Raw genomic sequence first — 18,382 nt, 5'->3', positions numbered from 1 at the left:
AAAAGTCATCGAATTGACAAAGAACAATGAAACTGAATTACTTTATCGTAACATTTGTACTACTCTAAACGAAAATGAATTTAAAAAAGCAGCATAAGTTTTCGCTCAATTGGGGTATTACCATTTTTCATACAGGACCGAACAAAAGTGATTGGCTTGAATTTGCACAAGAACGATTTAGGAATGGAGAGCATCCAATACAGCTTCAGGATTTTTAGAAGCAATTTTCAATAAAGCCTTTGCGGGGCCGTCAGGCTCTCGTCGACCTTGCTCCCAGTTCTGAAGTGTGCTGATACTGACGCCAATCATCAAAGCAAAATCACTTTGGGAGAGGTTGAGCTTTTTGCGTATAGCCTTGATGCTTGGTGGGGTGATTTCAAAAATCCGACTTGCCTTTTTATAGCCGCGCTTAATTTGTCCCGCCTCTTTAATACTTGCGACTAATTTTGAAAATTCTTTATCTTTCATGATAAAAACTCCTTGACCAGTTTGCTCAACGTTTTGACCTGAGCTGAAGTTAAGTCTTCACGATCAGATTTTTTATAAGGAAAAAGCATATAAATTTTGTCGGGTGGGTCATAATAATAGATAATTCGCAAGCCACCGCTTTTACCTTTTCCAGATGATTTCCAGCGAATTTTTCTTAAACCTCCGGTTCCTTTAATGAGACTACCGGCAATTGGTCTAATCACAAGATTATGCTGCAACATTCTGTATTCATCATCAGGGAGCAGTTTCACCAGTTCTTTTGTGAATATCGAAGTTTCGATGAATATCATACCTGAAATATACGTCAATGGCGTATAGATGTCAATCTATTAATTTGGGTGAATTTGAATTCAAACCTTTTAACGCTCAAGACAGTGAGAACCGAAGGTTACATCAAGCCCGGCGACCCTTTCAGACAAAAGACTTTACAGCTTTACGATAATTTTCGACAGTTGCTTTAGATCGTTTTCAATGCTATCAATTGAGGTGAAATCGGCTGCGAAAAACGCCTTTATACCGCTTTTCATAAATAAGTTCCGAAATATGGAATTGCGGTATATGTGGTTGTAGAAAAAAACGTTTAGAGAGCGGAACGTTTTTTTGACAACCACTATACAGGAGGAAAATAATGAAAATTCAACATGTTGAGAAAATAACCGATTGCAGGCATCTGAATATGTATGAGATATCATACATTAATCGAAATGGTATGGAAAAATCGTGGCATATCGCGTCCAGGGGCGATCAGCCAAAGTGCGTCACAGGGCAATTCGACATGCCCGACGCGGTGGTGATCGTGCCTTTTCATAAAGAAAAGAATAAACTGGTCATCATTAAGGAATTTCGGGTGCCACTTGGGGGTTATCAGTACGGATTTCCGGCAGGGCTTGTCGACAAGGGTGAAACCATTCAACAAACGTGCATCAGGGAGTTGAAAGAAGAGACAGGCCTGAATGTTACCCGCATTAAAAAGACAAGTCCACCGGCGTATTCTTCCAGCGGAATGACGGACGAATCGGTTTCAATGGTTTATGTGGAATGTAATGGCACACCGTCTAATAAGGGCAATGAAGGTTCTGAAGACATAACAACCATTTTTGTGTCGCCGTCAGAGGCGTCGGAGTTATGCAAAAACTTAAAGATCAAACTTGATGTTAAAACATGGCTGGTTCTGAGCTCGTTTGCTGAAAGCGGGCGGGTTTGATGGCATCTTAGCCCTTCACGGCTTGAAACTTGAAATTGGAAAGTAGAAATTTGGAAGGGATGAAACAAGTTTCCAATTTTCCAAAAATTTACCACGGAGTTTCACAGAGAGACACTGAATTTTAATTTTTAATATCTGTGTCATTTCCGTGCAAATCCGTGGTTAAAATATAAATAAATAAAAGGAGAGTAAGGATGGAAAAACAGCAATGGAATCCGGGAACCCTGCTTCGATTATCCGGGCAGTATTGGGCAACCTGTACGCTTCATGCCGCTGTTCAGCTTGATGTGTTTACCGCCATAGGCGATCAGCAGCTTTCAGCAGGGGATATTGCCAAGAAGCTGAATGTCAATCAAGAAGGCGCAGTTCGGTTGCTTAATGCACTGACCGCCATGGATCTGCTGAAAAAAGAAAATGATTTTTTTTCCAACGCCCGAGCCGGCAAAGATTTTCTTACAAAAGACTCTCCGGGATACATCGGCTACATGATTTCTCATCACCATCATCTGATGGATTCGTGGGCCAAGTTGGATCAGGCAGTTAAAACCGGAACTCCTGTCCGGGAACGTGCATCTCATACAAGTTCCGAGTGGCGGGAAAGCTTTCTTATGGGAATGTTTAATATGGCCATGAGCATGGCTCCAGTGGTGGTAGATACCATAGATCTTTCCGGGCGAGAACACTTACTTGACCTCGGCGGCGGACCCGGAACCTATGCCATCCATTTTTGCCTGAAAAATTCCCAGCTTAAAGGCACCGTATATGATTTGCCCACTACCCGGCCTTTTGCGGAAAAAACCATTAAAAAATTCGGTCTTACCGACCGCATCGATTTCATTGACGGTGATTATGTCACCGAAGGCATTGAAGGGGTATATGATGTGGCCTGGCTTTCCCATATTCTTCATGGTGAAGGCCAAAAGGACTGTCAGCGGATCATACAGAAAGCAGTCTCCGTTTTAAAGCCAGATGGTATGATCATTGTCCATGATTTTATTTTGAACAACTCAATGGACGGACCCCTTTTCCCTGCGCTGTTTTCCCTTAATATGTTTTTGGGTACCTCCGGCGGTCAGTCCTATTCTGAAAAACAGATAAACGGCATGCTATTTGAAGCCGGTGTAAAGGAGATCCGGCGACTTTCTTTTAAGGGGCCGACTGATTCGGGGATTATTACCGGGAGGGTTTGAAAAATCGATTTCTCCTGTATGTTTCACCGCTTGCGCTTGCATTTTCAATCAGGCATGATTATAGTTAGATATTATGGAAAAACAAAATGAAAAAATACCGACTCCCAAGGAGATCGAAAAAGAGATCAGCGAATTTTTATCTAAAAAATTCAAAGATAATGTCAAGGTGATATCTCCCGTGGTGTTGCCCCAGGAATTGACTTTTGAAAAAGGCAAAGAATCGCCGCAAAAGGTGAAAAAAATCAATTTTGATTTATTGCCTGAAGATCTGATCGCTTATCTTGACCAGTACATCGTCAAGCAGGACAAGGCCAAGGCGGTCCTGGCCACTAAAATATGTACTCATTTCAATCGAATAAAACGAGCCCAGGATTCTCCGGATGATTTGAGCGATATGGTGGGCAGCATAAAGAATAATGTACTGATGATCGGCCCAACCGGAGTGGGGAAAACATACATTATCAAGCTAATCGCAAAAAAAATCGGTGTTCCCTTTGTAAAAGGCGATGCGACTAAATTTTCCGAAACAGGTTATGTGGGCGGTGATGTGGAAGATCTTATTCGAGATCTGGTTCATGAAGCGGATGATGATATAGAGCTTGCCCAGCATGGGATTGTATATATTGATGAAATCGACAAAATTGCATCCAGCCGTAACCTGATCGGTGCGGATGTATCCAGAACCGGTGTCCAGCGAGCTTTGTTAAAACCGATGGAAGAAACCGAGATCGATTTAAAAGTTCCCCATGACCCCATTTCAATGATACAGGAAATCGAACGGTTTCGTAAAACCGGTAAGAGGGAAAAGCGTACGGTCAATACTAAAAATATATTGTTTATCATGAGCGGCGCTTTTAATGACCTGACGCCAATTATTAAAAAACGTATAAAAGATCAGGAAATTGGTTTTGGTGCTAATATCACCAGCCCTAAGAAAGATATCGACCTGCTTAAACATGTCAGGTCCGAAGACCTCATCGAGTATGGGTTTGAATCTGAATTCGTTGGCCGTCTGCCGGTCAGATCTGTTTTAGAAAATCTTACAGAAAACGATCTTTTTGAAATTCTTAAAAACCCCAACAATCCCATAACTATCAGTAAAAAACTCGATTTTGCCGCCTATGACATTGACATAAAATTTGAAGATGAGGCGCTGCGGATTTTGGCAAAAAATGCCTTTAGTGAAAATACAGGGGCAAGAGGTCTGGTCAGTGCCATTGAAAGAAAGATGCTTCTTTTTGAGAAAAAGCTGCCATCCAAGGGTACTAAAAAATTCCCGGTTACTGCCGCGGTCATTGAAAACCCTGAAACATCTCTTGAAGAACTAATGGAGTCACCGGATGAGAAAAAAATAAGCCGGTCTTTTGTCACCCTTTCAAACCAGGAAAGAGAATTTATTAAAGCGTATTTAAAATCGAATAAAAAAGATCTGTCAAAAAAATACAACCTGGTGATGACGCCATCCCGTATTGACATTATCGCCGAGCATTACACCCGGCATATAATGGATACCGGAAGTACCATAAAGAAAATTAAATCATTTTATGATGAAATTAAAAAAATCGAACTGTACTTTTTTAAAACACACGACATTAATATTGTGTTGGAAGAGGATGCCATCGATTATATCATTGAGCAGCTCGTTACCTCCGAAACGAACATTGATGTTTTTTATAAGCAGTTGACAAAGGACTTTGAGCTGGGCCTGAAGCTGGTTCGGGAAAAAACAGAAAAAAACCGCTTTTTTATTACCAGAAAGGCGCTGTTGAACCCTGAATCTTTTATCAGCGAATTGATTCAAGATGAACTGGTAAAAAATCCGCTTTAGACGGTTTGACAAAAAGATTGCTGCTGTTGCGCATAAAAAGCATTGCCGATTTTTGTCACCGGTTGCAGGCTAAAAAATATGTTATTATTCAATACCCTTTCTGCATTTTAGCACCATAAATCACGAGATTTGTATGATCGGAATTTCTAAACTATACTGTGGCACCGTGGAACCTTCAGATGCTTTGCGCTATGGACGGATGTCATCCCAACTGCCTTCACATCTCCTTCAGTTTTCCAGTGATAAGCGACCCGTGGTGGTATGGAATATCACCCGGAGATGTAATTTAAAATGTGTTCATTGTTATGCCCAGGCCAAAGACCGGTCGTTTGACAATGAACTGTCAACCGAAGAAGGCAAACGACTGATAGACGATCTGTCGGAGTTTGGCGTGCCGGTGCTGCTGTTTTCCGGTGGGGAACCCCTGGCGCGAAAGGACCTTCCTGAGCTGGCCGACTATGCGGTAAAAAAAGGTATGCGTGCCGTGATATCAACAAACGGTACCCTGATTACCCCTCAGATGGCCCAAACGCTGAAAGAGATCGGCCTGTCCTATGTCGGCATTAGTATAGACGGGATGGAAGAGATCAATGATAAATTCAGGGGGGTGAAAGGGGCTTTTCAATCCGCACTTAAGGGAATTGAAAACTGTAAGGCCGCAGGCATAAAAGTCGGCCTTCGATTTACCATGAACAAGTTCAATGCGGCAGAGATTCCACAGATATTTGATTTGCTTGAAGATATGGAAATTCCCCGGGTCTGCTTTTATCACCTGGTCTATGCCGGGCGCGGTTCAAAACTTGTTGATGAAGACCTGTCCCATGAAGAATCGAGAAAAGCGGTGGACCTGATCATTGATCGAACAAAGATGTTGCATGAAAAGGGAAAGCCGAAAGAAGTTTTGACCGTTGATAATCACGCGGACGGTCCATACCTGTATTTAAGGCTGCTTAAAGAAAATCCCGGGCGTGCCAAAGAGGTTCTTGAACTTCTTAAGATGAATGAAGGGAATAATTCCGGAAGAGGCATCGGCTGTATCAGCTGGGATGGTGAAGTCTATGCCGATCAATTTTGGCGGCATTACAATTTTGGCAACATTAAAGATCGACCGTTTTCCCAGATCTGGACAGATACGTCAGAACCCCTGATGAAAAAGCTGAAACAAAAGAAAAAGTACGTCAAAGACAGATGCGCCAGGTGCAAATGGCTCGATATTTGTGCAGGAAATTTTAGAGTGCGCGCGGAAGCCGTGACCGGAGATGTGTGGGCCCCGGACCCGGCTTGTTATCTAACAGACGAAGAAATAACTTAAACCCGGTTTCATAACACCATCTAATGCCTGACAGCTGCGTTGCAATCCGATTCAAAATGCTCACATACTGACGTGTATGCTCCGCTTTTTCATCGGATTGCGCCTTGCTCTCAAACATTATCTGAGGTTCTGAAATCGGGTTTATGAAGAATTTTAGCCGTTTTTTCTAACAAGAGGACAATGCCATGCTCTTTCCCGATTACCGACCCAGGCGTCTGCGGCAAAATGATGCGTTTAGACGAATGATACGCGAAACAAGCCTTGGTGTCGATGACCTGATCCTGCCGATTTTTGCCATCGGCGGTAAAAACATTAAAAATCCGATTCCCTCCATGCCCGGACATTTTCAGTTATCCATAGATCATCTTATAAAAACGGCACAAAGGGCGTTTGAACTGGGTATCCCTGCCGTCATGGTTTTTGGCATACCGGATAAAAAAGACCCCCTTGCTACCCGTGCCTATGCCAACAACGGCATCGTCCAGAAAGCCGTAAAATCGCTGAAAGACAAATTGCCCGAGCTGGTGGTGATCACCGATGTCTGCCTGTGTCAGTATACGGATCATGGCCACTGCGGCGTGGTGGAAGGCAATATCATAGACAATGACTCTACTTTGGATCTTCTTGCCAGGACTGCGCTGTCCCATGCAAAGGCGGGTGCCGACATGGTTGCCCCCTCAGACATGATGGACGGCCGTGTGGCTGAAATTCGCAACACCCTTGATGAAAACGGCCTGAGCAATATTCCCATCATGTCGTATGCAGCCAAATACTGCTCGGCTTATTACGGTCCTTTTCGTCAGGCAGCAGATTCAGCACCGAAATTCGGAGACCGCAGAACGTATCAGATGGACCCGGCAAATTTTCTGGAAGCGATCAGGGAAGTCACCATGGATGTGGAAGAGGGTGCTGATATCATAATGGTTAAGCCGGCGTTGCCCTATCTGGATATTATCTGTCGTGTCCGTGATGAGATAGACCTCCCTTTGGCAGCTTATAACGTCAGTGGCGAGTATGCCATGATCAAGGCTGCGGAAAAAATGGGCTGGATAGACGGTAAAAAAGTGATGATGGAAACCCTTACGGCAATCAAAAGGGCAGGTGCGGATATGATTCTGACCTATTTTGCAGTAGAAGCGGCAGAGGAACTTAACCGCTGAATTTTCTATTATTTTAACCTTAAAAACCGGGTTCTTTGGGCCAGTTTAGCGCTGGCTATGCCTGATCAACCCTAAAAAGTTTTGTCTTTTTTGAACGTCGAACATCAAACATTGAACATCGAATGATGAAATCGCTTCGCTTTGTCAATTTATAAATTGGAGGAATACATTATTCAAAATTCAATGTTGGACGTTCGATGTTGAACGTTCATTTCTTTTTTTGGTGATGCCCTTGATATTGAACTGTACTCTGGATAAATTGCGATACTTTTAAGTCACCTCAAGGGGCAAATGAATGCCACATCCTTGGGGCGTGGATTCTTTATTATTAAAAAATGATGAAAGTAACCGAGCATAAAAAACCGCCTCATCCACACGGTGAGAAAAAGGAAGCCACCCTTCGCCTGGTTGCCTGGGAAACGACACGCAACTGCAACCTGACCTGTGTGCATTGCCGCGCATCGGCAACCAAAGGCCCTTACGCCGGGGAACTTGACACGCAGGCCTCTTTTCGCCTTTTGGATCAGATTGCACAGGTCGGCCAACCGATTATCATCCTTACGGGGGGAGAACCCCTGTTGCGTCCCGATATTTTTGATATCGCCAGATACGGTACTGATAAAGGCCTTCGAATGGTTATGGCGCCGAACGGTACCCTGATAACAGACGCTTATGCCGGGAAAATGGCCGATTCCGGCATCAAAAGAATAAGCATCAGCTTAGACGGTGCGACAGCGGAAAGTCATGACCGCTTCCGTGGGGTCAGGGGCGCTTTTAAAGGTGCTTTAAACGGTATAAAACTGGTAAAAAAAGCGGGGGTTGAATTTCAGATCAATACCACCATTACCAAGACAAATCTGGATCAAATTCCTCAAATTCAGGATCTCGCTATCAAACTCGGCGCTGTTGCCCATCATATTTTTCTCCTGGTGCCTACCGGCAGAGGGAAATATATTGTGGATCAGGAGATTACCGCAGATGAATATGAAAGCACATTGAACTGGTTCTATGATCAGAGGGAAAAAACCCCCCTGCAGCTAAAAGCGACATGTGCGCCGCATTATTACCGGATACTCAGGCAAAGAGCAAAAAAAGAAAATAAATCCGTTACCTTCAAATCACACGGACTTGATGCGGTTACCCGTGGATGCCTGGGGGGTATCGGGTTTTGTTTTATTTCACACACCGGAGTGGTTCAGCCTTGCGGATTTCTGGATTTAAATTGCGGGGATGTGACCCAGAATTCTTTTGCCGAGATATGGAACCGCTCAGATATCTTTTTATCTTTGCGTGATTTTGATAATTTAAAGGGAAAATGCGGTACCTGCGAATATAAAAAAGTCTGTGGTGGATGCAGGGCGAGGGCCTATGAAGCCACCGGCGATTTTTTGGCCGAAGAACCCCTTTGCAATTATCAGCCAGCTTTAATATCTGAGCGCAAAAGAGCAGTCTAGAGCCATAGCCGATTATACTGTTTAAACCAAGGACACCATACTATGAAAATCAATTCTTTAATGATTCCGGACCCGATCACCATTACGGAAAAAGCCTCTGTCAGCGATGCCATTGAGCTGATGAAAGCCAACTCTATTCGACACCTGCCGGTGGTGTCACGCCAAAAGATGCTGAAGGGTTTTTTGACACTGGCTGATTTAAAACAGGGCCTTATTCCTTCAATGCTGGGAGATTTGACCCTAACAGATCTAATGATAAAAAACCCCATAACGGTAGATCCTGATCATGATATAGAAATTGCAGCACAGCTTATTTACAAGCATAAAATAGGCGGTATCCCGGTGGTTAAAAAAAATAAGCTGGTAGGCATCATCACTGAATCGGATATACTTCGGGCGTTTATCGATATGATGGGTATCCTTACCGCCAGTTCCCGTATTGATGTGGTGATAAAAGATGAACCCGGATTATTCAGTAAGGTTTTGCAGATTATCAATGATAACGGCGGGGACATCATTAATGTGGGGATAACAGCTCAACAGACCAGTAAACGAATATATTATTTTAGGCTTTCCGCCTGCAAAACGGATATTATAAAAAAAGCACTGGAAGACAGCGGTTTCCAAGTACCGGACGCCATGGATTGAAACTTACACGCCCGGCTTTCAACTTTGACAATACCCTGCCAAAACCACAACCTGTTTGACATCAAAGTCGCCCGGTGTTATACATATCACTCTTTTAACATTTCTTCAAATTCCATTAATTTTCAAATAGTTATTTTGATGTTTATGCTAAATCCCATCCCACCCGGCAAAATGGAGATATATCCATAGCTGGAGGCATCATGTGAAGAAAAAGGGCAGCTAACGATAACCGAATCATTTTCCCATCAGCCATTTTTCAAAGAATAAAAGAGGTTTTGCAATGAACAGGCGAACAGGTCGATGGAGCATCATATCAGTTTTTTTGCTCATATTTTATGTCTTTTTCAACATGCCTTATGGGGCAGCAGCGCAGGATAATTGCGGCGGTATAGCTGATAAAGTCAGCCATGGCTTTATTTTATGGACCGAAAATGCCATCCTGGCTCAGGGAACCGCTGCACCGAATTTGTCCGATCCGAAAAAACCTGTATCGGTCATAAAACGTGAGACTCAAAGGGCGGCCACTCTTGACGCTTACCGAAAAATTGCCGGAGTTCTTAACGGGCTTAATGTAACCAGCACCACATTTGCTTCGGACAGTCCGCATGTGATCTCGCGGATAAATGCATACGTGCGACAGCCAAAAATCTGCAAAACAAAATACTATGCGGACGGAGGGGTGGATATGGTGGTAAAAGTTCCCCTTAGCGGAGAACTTGTAAAGGCGCTCCTGCCTGACGCAGGGAGAAATGTTGCCTCCGCAAGATCGAAATACACCGGCCTGATTGTTGATGCGTCAACGGTTGCATTTTATCCGGCCATCGCCCCCAGGTTACTGGCGCCGGACGGCACGGTTCTTTATAGTCAGGAAAAGGTAAAACTTGATGTGGTGGTAAAGAGAGGCGCTGTTAAATATGTGGAAAACCGGAAAGCCATTAAAAAGGACCATGTCGGTCACCGGCCTTTAAAAACAACGGTCACCGGCCTTGGCGCTTTGTCTCCGGGTGATCTTGTGGTGGATCGGAAGTCAGCTTCAATTTTAGCCGGTTCCCCCGCATTTTTAGGAAACGGAAAGGTAGTCATTATTACATCGCCGATAAGGAAAATCGATTGCAGAGGACTGGCCGGAACAGAGATTGACCAGAGAATTGACTGGGAAAGAAAGATAGTGGTTGCCCGGGGTACAGGCAGGGTAAATTTTGCCCGGAAGATGGATGATTCAGTCCGTATGCGTATGATGGAAAAGGCTGCGGAAGTGGATGCCCAGAGAAAACTTCTGGAGCTGATACTGAAAATAAATGTGGGCGATCATAAAATATTGAAAAACACCCTGAGCACTTACAGGCAAATTGAAGGAGTGGTCAAAAATGCCGTTCGCTGCGGCGCAAAATATTTTAAAGACGGATCAGCTGAAGTTGTGCTGGCAGCGCCTATTGATGGCATAGCTTTTGAAGGTGAAGTCCCTGGAAAAATGGTGCCCCCGGATATAACCGTTGTAGAGAGCCATGTATCCGGGCTGATTATAGATGCATCCGACCTGGCCTTTAAACCGTCTTTAACCCCAAAGCTTCTGGGCCCTGACGGCAGGGAACTTTACGGTGCGGACATGGTTTCTCCGGCCTATGTTCGTCAATACGGTGTGGCTGGCTACAGCTCATCGTTAGATCAGGCGAAAACGGACCAAAGAACGGGCGATCAACCCCTTGTTGTCCATGCAGGTCGTGTTGCCGAAAATCCAAGCCAGCTGGTCCTTGCATCCGGAGATGCAAATAAAATTGCTCAATTAAACAATATGTCAGGTCCGCTGTCTCAAGGGAGGGTCATCATTATTACCAAAAATGTCTGCAGGCATTAAAAAAAACGTCCATCAACCACACCGGTATTGCATTTTTTAGAATTATAACTCAAGTTTCGCATCCCCTATCTACGGTGAATATGGAATTCTTAAAGCGCAGATTGGTGTTGAAGGTGTGAATCGAAACGGTTACATTATTTTCTTCCAGGGGATATGAATTGAATCAGTTGCAGCGTGTCCGGATATTTGGGATAAAGTCTATCCGTTGCTAAACAATATAAAAGGGACGGTCTATCCCAAATATCCGGACACGGCGAAAAGGGGTAATAGATGACCCACATATCCCCTTACAGAAAAAAATATAACCGTTTCGATTCACATCTGATTTTATATGTTACGTGCCGTCAGGGCATTGCTTTCCGCCAAACCGGGGTGCGAAACTTGAGTTATAATAAATGGGGAGGCAGACGTGGTTAAAAAGATTTTTTATCTAGTTGTGGTTTCAGCATTATTTTTTACAGTTTCGGCCATAGCCACGCCGGTCTTCGGTTTGGAGCAGATCCGGGTGACCTGGCAAAAAGGCGAGGCATCCATCGGTTTAACTGAAAAAGGGCCCTGGCATGCGTTAACATCCGGTATGCCGGTTGCAGCCGGTAGCTTTATCAAAACAGGGAAAGACGGCATGGTTGAATTAACCATGCCGGATCGTTCCGTTGTTCGTTTGGCATCTGATACCCTGTTTAAGGTGAATCAGGCGCTTTTCCCTAAAGATAAACTGCGCAGGTTTTCTTCCAGGCTTTTTATGGGAAAAATGTGGGCAAAAGTCACCGCTGTATTTAAAGGCAGACGCGGAACCTTTAATACCTCCACCCCTACTGCGGTTGCCGGTGTGCGGGGGACGACCTATAATTTAACAGCAGGTGCAGACAACAGCACTGAAATAAAGGTATATGAGGGCCAAGTGGGTGTCGGTCCGCCGCTGATCGTTGAAGGCGGTCCAAAGGAAGAAATGGCCTGGCCCAGACAGGTATCGGAAGAAAAATGGGATGAAATCATTCTGGGTAAACTGCAAAAGTTATATATAGGTCCGGATGGAAAACCCGGGAAACCGGTATCATTCGATCCTTTGGAAGAAAAAGATGAATGGGTTATGCTGAATCAAGGGCGGGATGCATTGATACGATAGGGTTATTATGTTTTATGGATCATCTCCCGATTAGTTGTAGTTAATTAAGGCAAAACAAATGGGTTGTTCCAAAGGATTCAAGGGGTCAGGGATTCCAGGATTCGAGTGATTTTTCATAGAACAGGGGAATATGCTATAGAATTATAAAGAGTTGAAAGTCTGGCAAAAGTCATACCAACTCCGTTTAGAGATATATAGAATAACGGCAAAATTTCCAAAAGAAGAAAGATACGGTCTGACTTCACAGATCAGAAGATCGGTTGTTTCTATTCCTTCAAATATAGCAGAAGGATATGGAAGAAAGACAACCTTGGATTAAATTAGAATGCTTTACATATCTTATGGCTCTGTGTGCGAATTGGAGACACAGATATTATTAGCAGGGGATTTAGATTTAATTGAAAAAGATGAGTTGAGTACCCTGAACAAAAACATAGCGGAAATCGAAAGAATGTTAAAAGCACTGATAAAGTCGTTAGAAAACAAACTCTTGAATCCTTGACCCCTGGAATCCTTGGACCCTCTTCTCCAACTAAATTGGAGAAGAACCTGTTTTCTAAGTTCGATCGGATGTCCTGAAAGATGAATGTTCAACATCGAACATCCAACGTCGAATAATGATGTCGCTCCGCTCATCAAGTCCCGAAGGAATGCCCCTCTAAAGGGCATTCAACTCAAGAGTAATCGGTCTATCCTCCTCGCTTTTTCCGGTAAAGCGTATCGGACCCGGCCTTCTGTAGTTGTCCTCCCCCGGCTCCGCGGCAAGCCATTTTTCTCTTAAAGCCTTCACAATTCTGAAAGAATTCGAATTAATATCCACAATACTTTTTTCCAGCACCAGTGCCAGCTTTCCCTTTCTTTCCTCCAGATGCATCAGAGGTGCAATCGGTATTCCCAACGGTTCCCACCTTGAAAAATCAAGCTCTAAATTCTTAATGGCAGCCATCTGACCGGTGGCTTTGTTAGCGATTAAACTGAATACGGTCAGTCCCAGATTGTAGGTGTAATTGCAGTCAAACCGGGTGGGATCGTTTCCCCTGCCATCGTAGCCGTAAAAATGGGTTTGAGTTTTGAAGTTTGGGACCGATTTTTTATAAATTTTTTCCACCGAAAGCGGAATTTTTTCGTTTTTCTTTATTATACCCCCCTCCGCGAGGGCCTGTTTAAGGGTTTTGATGGATATGATTTCCGCTTTGACCAGTAGAAAATCAGCATCAGGGTAATTCTTGAATAAGCACGGGCCAAACGAATTTGGATCGAGTCCTTGTTGTTGAAGAGTCTTTTTGAAATAGGAATTTTTAATTCCTATTTTGTAAATTCCTTGTTCCTTTAAAGTATTGAGGTAATCCTTGACCAGACCCATAATGACTTTATCGGTTTCAACCAGCGAAAACTGAAAATTTCCATGGCTGTCCCTTTCCGTAAGAAGCCCTTCCTGAAAAAATGTGGGGATATCATTAAACAGGTCGTCATCCCGGGTGTTCCATACCGTAAATGATTCATCCTCCCGTGAACGTCGGGCAAGTCCTCTCAGGTACTCCAGTTTGTCCTTAAGCAGGGGGAAGTGTGAATGAAAATGAGTATCATGGGATCTGTTATATTCCGCGATAATTGTATTTAGCTTGATAATAAAAACCTGGATTTCGTTTATAAATTCCAGTACGCCCTCGGGTATGACAATGACGCCGTAATTTTTACCCACCGTCGCACGCCTGACAATTCCGTTACATATCGTGCGGGAAAGATGCCGTAGTGTCATACCGTATGCGGTATAGTCCACGGTGTTTTGGTTTTTTGCCCGTTTAATTCTGTCTTTATCGGTATAGTCGGCCAGGTCTTCCCCGATAAGGGTCATATTCGCATGGGTCTGCAGGGCAACCTCAAGCGCCAGATGACTTGCCACCCGTCCCATGACTTTGCAGATATGCCAGTATTTGACATCAGAACTGCAATCCGTGCACAGATTTCCTATCGAATTGGCAAAAGACCGGGCTGCGGTGTGAAAGCCAAAGGACATGGCACATAAAACTTTCTCGCCGGCGTCTCTGACCTGGATATCACCGTCAATGGTTTTGGGAACACCAATCACCTGGACACCGTCTTCAAACATCTCCTGAGCGAGAAATGCCGCATTTGTATTTGAATCGTCTCCCCCCACAATTACCAGCGCATCAAGGTCAAGCTGTTTGCAGGTCTCCTTGGAGAGTGTCATTTTCTCATCCGTATCGATTTTGGTCCGGCCGGTCTTGATCATACCAAAACCGCCCAGGTTTCTATAATCATTCACCATATTGCCGGTCAGTTCAACGGTCTCGTTTTCAATGATCCCGTCAGGCCCAAGCCAAAAGCCGAATACCTTTGAATCTCCGTTGGCTTTTTTTGCGGCATCATAAAGCCCTGCAATCACATTATGACCTCCTGGTGCAGGCCCGCCGGAAAATACAAGACCGATATTCCGTTTCTTGCAGTATTCTTGTTTGAAAGATTCGTCCGGAGAATCAATACCCACAATATTTTGGACCTTATTGGCGATAATTTTTGGCAGGCTTTGTTTGGCCTCTTGACTGATATCAAAATTGTAGTCAAAATCTTCGCTTAACATGGTATATTTTTGGGAGAAGACACCACACTTGGGTGGAATACTTTCCCTTCTTTCCATGATTTCCCGATTGATATTATCGGTTACCCTTTTAACTTTTGCATGATTCAAAAGTTTTTCAATGCTTATTGTTTTATCAGGCATGGACTCCTCCATCTATTTTTAATGAAGTTTAAAAAATAAATGCCTAGCAGCTGGGGAACTCAAGGGTATCCATGCTGCCGGCCTTCCGTCCTTTAACCATAACTTTCCATCAACATTCATGTCAAGGTAAACGTTTAGCCTTTAATGTTAGAATGGGTAAATGCCGGTTAGTTTTTTTAGTCAGTTTAAAAAAACATCTTGCGATTTTATAATATTGTGTTAAATAGACAACTGTTAGAAAAGGAATAACCATGTCGGGTAGAAAAGATCGGTGGAAGTGTTCTGGCCGAAGTGTAAGTATAAAAAAGCATATTGTTGCATAAGGCAACCATACCAAAATTGCCGAATGGTGACGGCATGGTTATACAAAAATTTCAAGGGCTGGGGGAAGTCATATCATTTGGTGGCTAAACAGTAAGTTTTGCTGCAATATGACCAAACAAAATTAGTTAAGGAGGAGAAAAATGAAGAAAAGTTTAGTAATTGGTTTGGCGGTAAGCATTTTATTTTCTTTTTGTATTTGCCTGCCTGCAATTGGGGCGGATCTTAATCTGGCAAAAAAATCAACCATTGAAAAAATTCTTAAAAGAGGCGAACTTCGCGTAGGATTTGAATCCGGCTACATGCCTTTTGAAATGACGAATAAAAAAGGTAAATTTATGGGATTTGACATTGATATGGCCAAAGCGCTGGCCAAATCGATGGGCGTAAAATTCGTACCGGTCAATACCCAATGGGACGGTATTATCGCGAGCCTCATGACTGATAAATTCGATGTGATTATCGGCGGAATGACCATCACCCAGAAGAGAAACCTTCAGATATGCTTTTCCGATCCTTACATCGTGATCGGCCAGACCATTCTGGTAAACAACAGAAATAAAGGAAAAGTCAAATCCTACAAAGACCTGAACCATAAAAAATATGTGGTCACCGGCCATCTCGGTACCACCGGGGAAGAAGCCATAAAAAAATATATCCCCAAAGCAACCTATAAGGGATTTGAGTCCCAGACAGAAGCCGCCCTGGAAGTCCTCAACGGCAATGCGGACGCAATCGTATATGACCTCCCCTTTTGCGCCGCCACCTATGAAATGCAGGGTAAAGGGAAAGTCTTCTTCCTGGACAAACCGTTTACTTTCGAACCCCTTGCAATGGCAATCAACAGGGGTGATCCGGACTTCTTGAATTTCTTAAACGGTTTTATCCGCCAGTATAAAAATGACGGCAGATGGCAAAGGGCCTATGATAAATGGCTTGCCAACACCGACTGGAAAAAAGACGTAAAAAAATAGTTAAAACTTGAGAATAAAAAACAGGCCGGTGGAAAATCATATTTCTGCCGGCCTGTTTTTAACCCACCCAAAAACCAACAGGATTATTAATCATACCATGGACCCACAAACCAATATTGACCGTTTAAGCCAACCGGTAAAATTCTATGTTTCAGTGGCCGTTTTTGTTTTGGTCATTATTTCAATCATGATTACATTCTGGTACGCCACAGTTCTAATAGAGTATCAGTGGCGCTGGTACCAACTTCCCAAGTATATTATTTATAAAGCGGATGTTAAAATTCTGGCCGAATCGGACGGGGAAGTGGATGAAATAAAAATCAAGGGTGACCAAGCCGATATCGTTGTTACCTATGAAAAGGGGAAAGAAACATATACAGTCCCGTTGAAATCCTATGATATTGATGAAGGAGATATGATTTCAGAAGGTGAGGTCATCGCTGAATATCAGGGTGGATATAGACCGGGTGTGATGTTGATCGGACTTTGGATCACTCTGAAGGTCAGCATATACTCGACTATTTTTGGTATCATCCTGGGTCTGGTCGGTGGCATCATGCGGGTATCAAAAAACTTCGCCTTGAAATGGTTGGCTATCGTGTATGTTGAACTAATCCGCGGGTCACCGCTCCTGGTTCAGATATTTCTATGGTATTTTGTGATTGGTACATTGATCAACCAGTTGTTGGCAAAGTTTGGATATAAAAACGTAGATCCAATTTTCTGGGGGGTCGCCGCCCTTTCGGTGTTCACCGGGGCTTATGTGGTGGAGATCGTCCGCGCGGGAATCGAATCGATACATTTTGGACAGAAAGAAGCCGCCCGATCGCTGGGCATGTCCTATTTGCAGTGCATGCGGCACGTGATACTCCCTCCGGCAATCAAACGTATCCTTCCTCCTCTGGCGGGACAGTTCATTAATTTAATCAAAGACTCTTCTTTAATTGGCATTATAGGCATCAGAGAACTGCTCAGGTCAGGCCGAGAGGTCATTATTACCAACCTGACACCTTTTGAAATATTCACGACCGTTGCAGTGTTATACCTCATATTAACTTTTTCACTCTCCATGTTCGTGCAGTACCTGGAAAGAAGGGGGGCGACAAATTGATTGACGTACAAAATATATCTAAAACATTCCATGTTCCCCATGAGGTCAAAGCACTCGTGGATGTTTCAGTGAAAATCAAAGCCGGTGAGGTGGTGGCTGCAATCGGGCCGTCAGGATCAGGTAAAAGCACCTTTTTAAGATGTTTGAACCGCCTGGAAACAGCGGATTATGGTAAAATATTCGTTGATGGTGTCGATATTTTCAGTAAAAAAACAAACATTAATTCAGTCCGTGCGGAAATGGGTATGGTATTTCAGTCCTTTAACCTGTTCCCCCATAAAACGGTTTTAGAAAATGTAACCCTTGCACAACGTATTGTCCGTAAACGCTCAAAAACGGAAGCCAAAGAAAAAGCCATGGTTTTGCTGGATAAAGTCGGTATTGGCGATAAAGCCAAAGTCTATCCTGATCAGCTTTCCGGCGGACAGCAGCAGCGGGTTGCCATCGCCCGCGCACTGGCCATGGATCCAAAGGTAATGCTTTTTGACGAACCGACATCCGCCCTGGATCCGGAGATGATCGGTGAAGTTCTTGATGTCATGAAAAACCTGGCAAAAGAGGGAATGACTATGGTTTGTGTCACTCATGAAATGGGATTTGCCAGGGAAGTGTGTGATTCTGTCATTTTCATGGATGAAGGGGCGATTGTGGAAATCGGCACACCGGAGCATTTTTTCAAAAACCCGGAACATGAAAGAACAAAACTTTTTTTAGGCCAGATACTTTAGTAAGCTTAGGACTCACGAGGAGTTTCTCATTAATGGCCTTTCCTGTGAACCCATTGCGCTTTAATGGTTGTTAGTGGTTCGTCCGGAGAAGTGCCCATTTGCCCGTATCAGCCTTAACAATGATTTCAAGAAACTGACGTACGGCAGCTATCTCGCTAAGATTCGATTTGAACCAGCCCCAAGGGACAGAACCCCACGGCAGCGTTGATCGTCTCTGCCTGTATGGATTTAACTGAGAA

15 protein-coding genes and 1 pseudogene are annotated in these 18,382 nt (G+C 43.7%); 13 read left to right on the top strand and 3 right to left on the bottom strand.

Annotation, left to right across the window (positions count from 1 at the left end; translation table 11 throughout):
• Window positions 1-177: 177 nt before the first annotated feature.
• Both nadS and SWH54_01200 read right to left on the bottom strand, forming a co-directional pair.
• Window positions 178-468 carry a NadS family protein gene (gene nadS, locus SWH54_01205; protein ID MDY6789859.1) on the bottom strand — a complete coding sequence of 97 codons (291 nt, stop codon included), beginning with the start codon at window positions 466-468 and terminating at the stop codon, window positions 178-180.
• On the bottom strand, window positions 465-779 hold the full coding sequence (locus SWH54_01200) for a type II toxin-antitoxin system RelE/ParE family toxin (GenBank protein MDY6789858.1): 315 nt from the start codon (window positions 777-779) through the stop codon (window positions 465-467). Before SWH54_01200 ends, nadS begins: the two co-directional genes overlap by 4 nt.
• 338 nt (window positions 780-1,117) lie before the next feature.
• Between SWH54_01200 and SWH54_01195 the strand changes: the two genes are divergently transcribed.
• The 10 genes and pseudogenes from SWH54_01195 (at window position 1,118) to SWH54_01150 (ending at window position 12,768) form a co-directional block, all read left to right on the top strand.
• Window positions 1,118-1,693, top strand: a complete 576-nt coding sequence (locus SWH54_01195; protein MDY6789857.1) for an NUDIX hydrolase — start codon at window positions 1,118-1,120, stop codon at window positions 1,691-1,693.
• A 194-nt stretch (window positions 1,694-1,887) separates the two neighbouring features.
• Window positions 1,888-2,883 (top strand): methyltransferase, encoded by a 996-nt coding sequence (locus SWH54_01190; GenBank protein MDY6789856.1) that lies wholly within the window; start codon window positions 1,888-1,890, stop codon window positions 2,881-2,883.
• A gap of 73 nt (window positions 2,884-2,956) precedes the next feature.
• Window positions 2,957-4,711 (top strand): AAA family ATPase, encoded by a 1,755-nt coding sequence (locus SWH54_01185; protein ID MDY6789855.1) that lies wholly within the window; start codon window positions 2,957-2,959, stop codon window positions 4,709-4,711.
• Between the two features lie 133 nt (window positions 4,712-4,844).
• The gene (ahbC, locus tag SWH54_01180) at window positions 4,845-6,023 is read left to right on the top strand and encodes a 12,18-didecarboxysiroheme deacetylase (protein MDY6789854.1); all 1,179 of its coding nucleotides are present in this window, start codon (window positions 4,845-4,847) and stop codon (window positions 6,021-6,023) included.
• 185 nt (window positions 6,024-6,208) lie between these two features.
• The gene (hemB, locus tag SWH54_01175; protein ID MDY6789853.1) at window positions 6,209-7,183 is read left to right on the top strand and encodes a porphobilinogen synthase; all 975 of its coding nucleotides are present in this window, start codon (window positions 6,209-6,211) and stop codon (window positions 7,181-7,183) included.
• A gap of 338 nt (window positions 7,184-7,521) precedes the next feature.
• Entirely contained in the window at window positions 7,522-8,637 is a 1,116-nt protein-coding gene (gene ahbD / locus SWH54_01170) for a heme b synthase (protein ID MDY6789852.1), read from the top strand.
• Window positions 8,638-8,679: 42 nt separating this feature from the next.
• Window positions 8,680-9,285, top strand: a complete 606-nt coding sequence (locus SWH54_01165; protein MDY6789851.1) for a CBS and ACT domain-containing protein — start codon at window positions 8,680-8,682, stop codon at window positions 9,283-9,285.
• A 280-nt stretch (window positions 9,286-9,565) separates the two neighbouring features.
• Window positions 9,566-11,140, top strand: a complete 1,575-nt coding sequence (locus SWH54_01160) for a hypothetical protein (GenBank protein ID MDY6789850.1) — start codon at window positions 9,566-9,568, stop codon at window positions 11,138-11,140.
• A 409-nt stretch (window positions 11,141-11,549) separates the two neighbouring features.
• Entirely contained in the window at window positions 11,550-12,266 is a 717-nt protein-coding gene (locus tag SWH54_01155; GenBank protein ID MDY6789849.1) for a FecR family protein, read from the top strand.
• Between the two features lie 151 nt (window positions 12,267-12,417).
• A pseudogene (locus SWH54_01150) lies at window positions 12,418-12,768 on the top strand (four helix bundle protein).
• A gap of 156 nt (window positions 12,769-12,924) precedes the next feature.
• On the opposite strand, the gene SWH54_01145 reads toward SWH54_01150, so the two are convergent.
• Window positions 12,925-15,009: a 6-phosphofructokinase gene (locus SWH54_01145; GenBank protein ID MDY6789848.1), complete on the bottom strand. Its 2,085-nt coding sequence runs from the start codon at window positions 15,007-15,009 to the stop codon at window positions 12,925-12,927.
• Window positions 15,010-15,473: 464 nt separating this feature from the next.
• On the opposite strand from SWH54_01145, the gene SWH54_01140 reads away from it, so the two are divergent.
• Genes SWH54_01140 through SWH54_01130 form a run of 3 tightly spaced genes read left to right on the top strand, consistent with a single transcriptional unit; the run spans window position 15,474 to window position 18,143 of the window.
• Window positions 15,474-16,304 (top strand): transporter substrate-binding domain-containing protein, encoded by an 831-nt coding sequence (locus tag SWH54_01140; protein MDY6789847.1) that lies wholly within the window; start codon window positions 15,474-15,476, stop codon window positions 16,302-16,304.
• Between the two features lie 28 nt (window positions 16,305-16,332).
• On the top strand, window positions 16,333-17,415 hold the full coding sequence (locus tag SWH54_01135) for an amino acid ABC transporter permease (GenBank protein MDY6789846.1): 1,083 nt from the start codon (window positions 16,333-16,335) through the stop codon (window positions 17,413-17,415).
• A complete protein-coding gene (locus SWH54_01130; protein MDY6789845.1) occupies window positions 17,412-18,143 on the top strand; it encodes an amino acid ABC transporter ATP-binding protein in 732 nt (243 codons plus the stop codon). The genes SWH54_01135 and SWH54_01130 overlap by 4 nt, the downstream gene beginning before the upstream one ends.
• The last annotated feature ends 239 nt before the right edge of the window (window positions 18,144-18,382 follow it).

This window comes from Thermodesulfobacteriota bacterium, assembly GCA_034189135.1.
GTDB lineage: Bacteria > Desulfobacterota > Desulfobacteria > Desulfobacterales > JAUWMJ01 > JAUWMJ01.
This window is presented reverse-complemented; position numbering and strand designations above follow the sequence as displayed.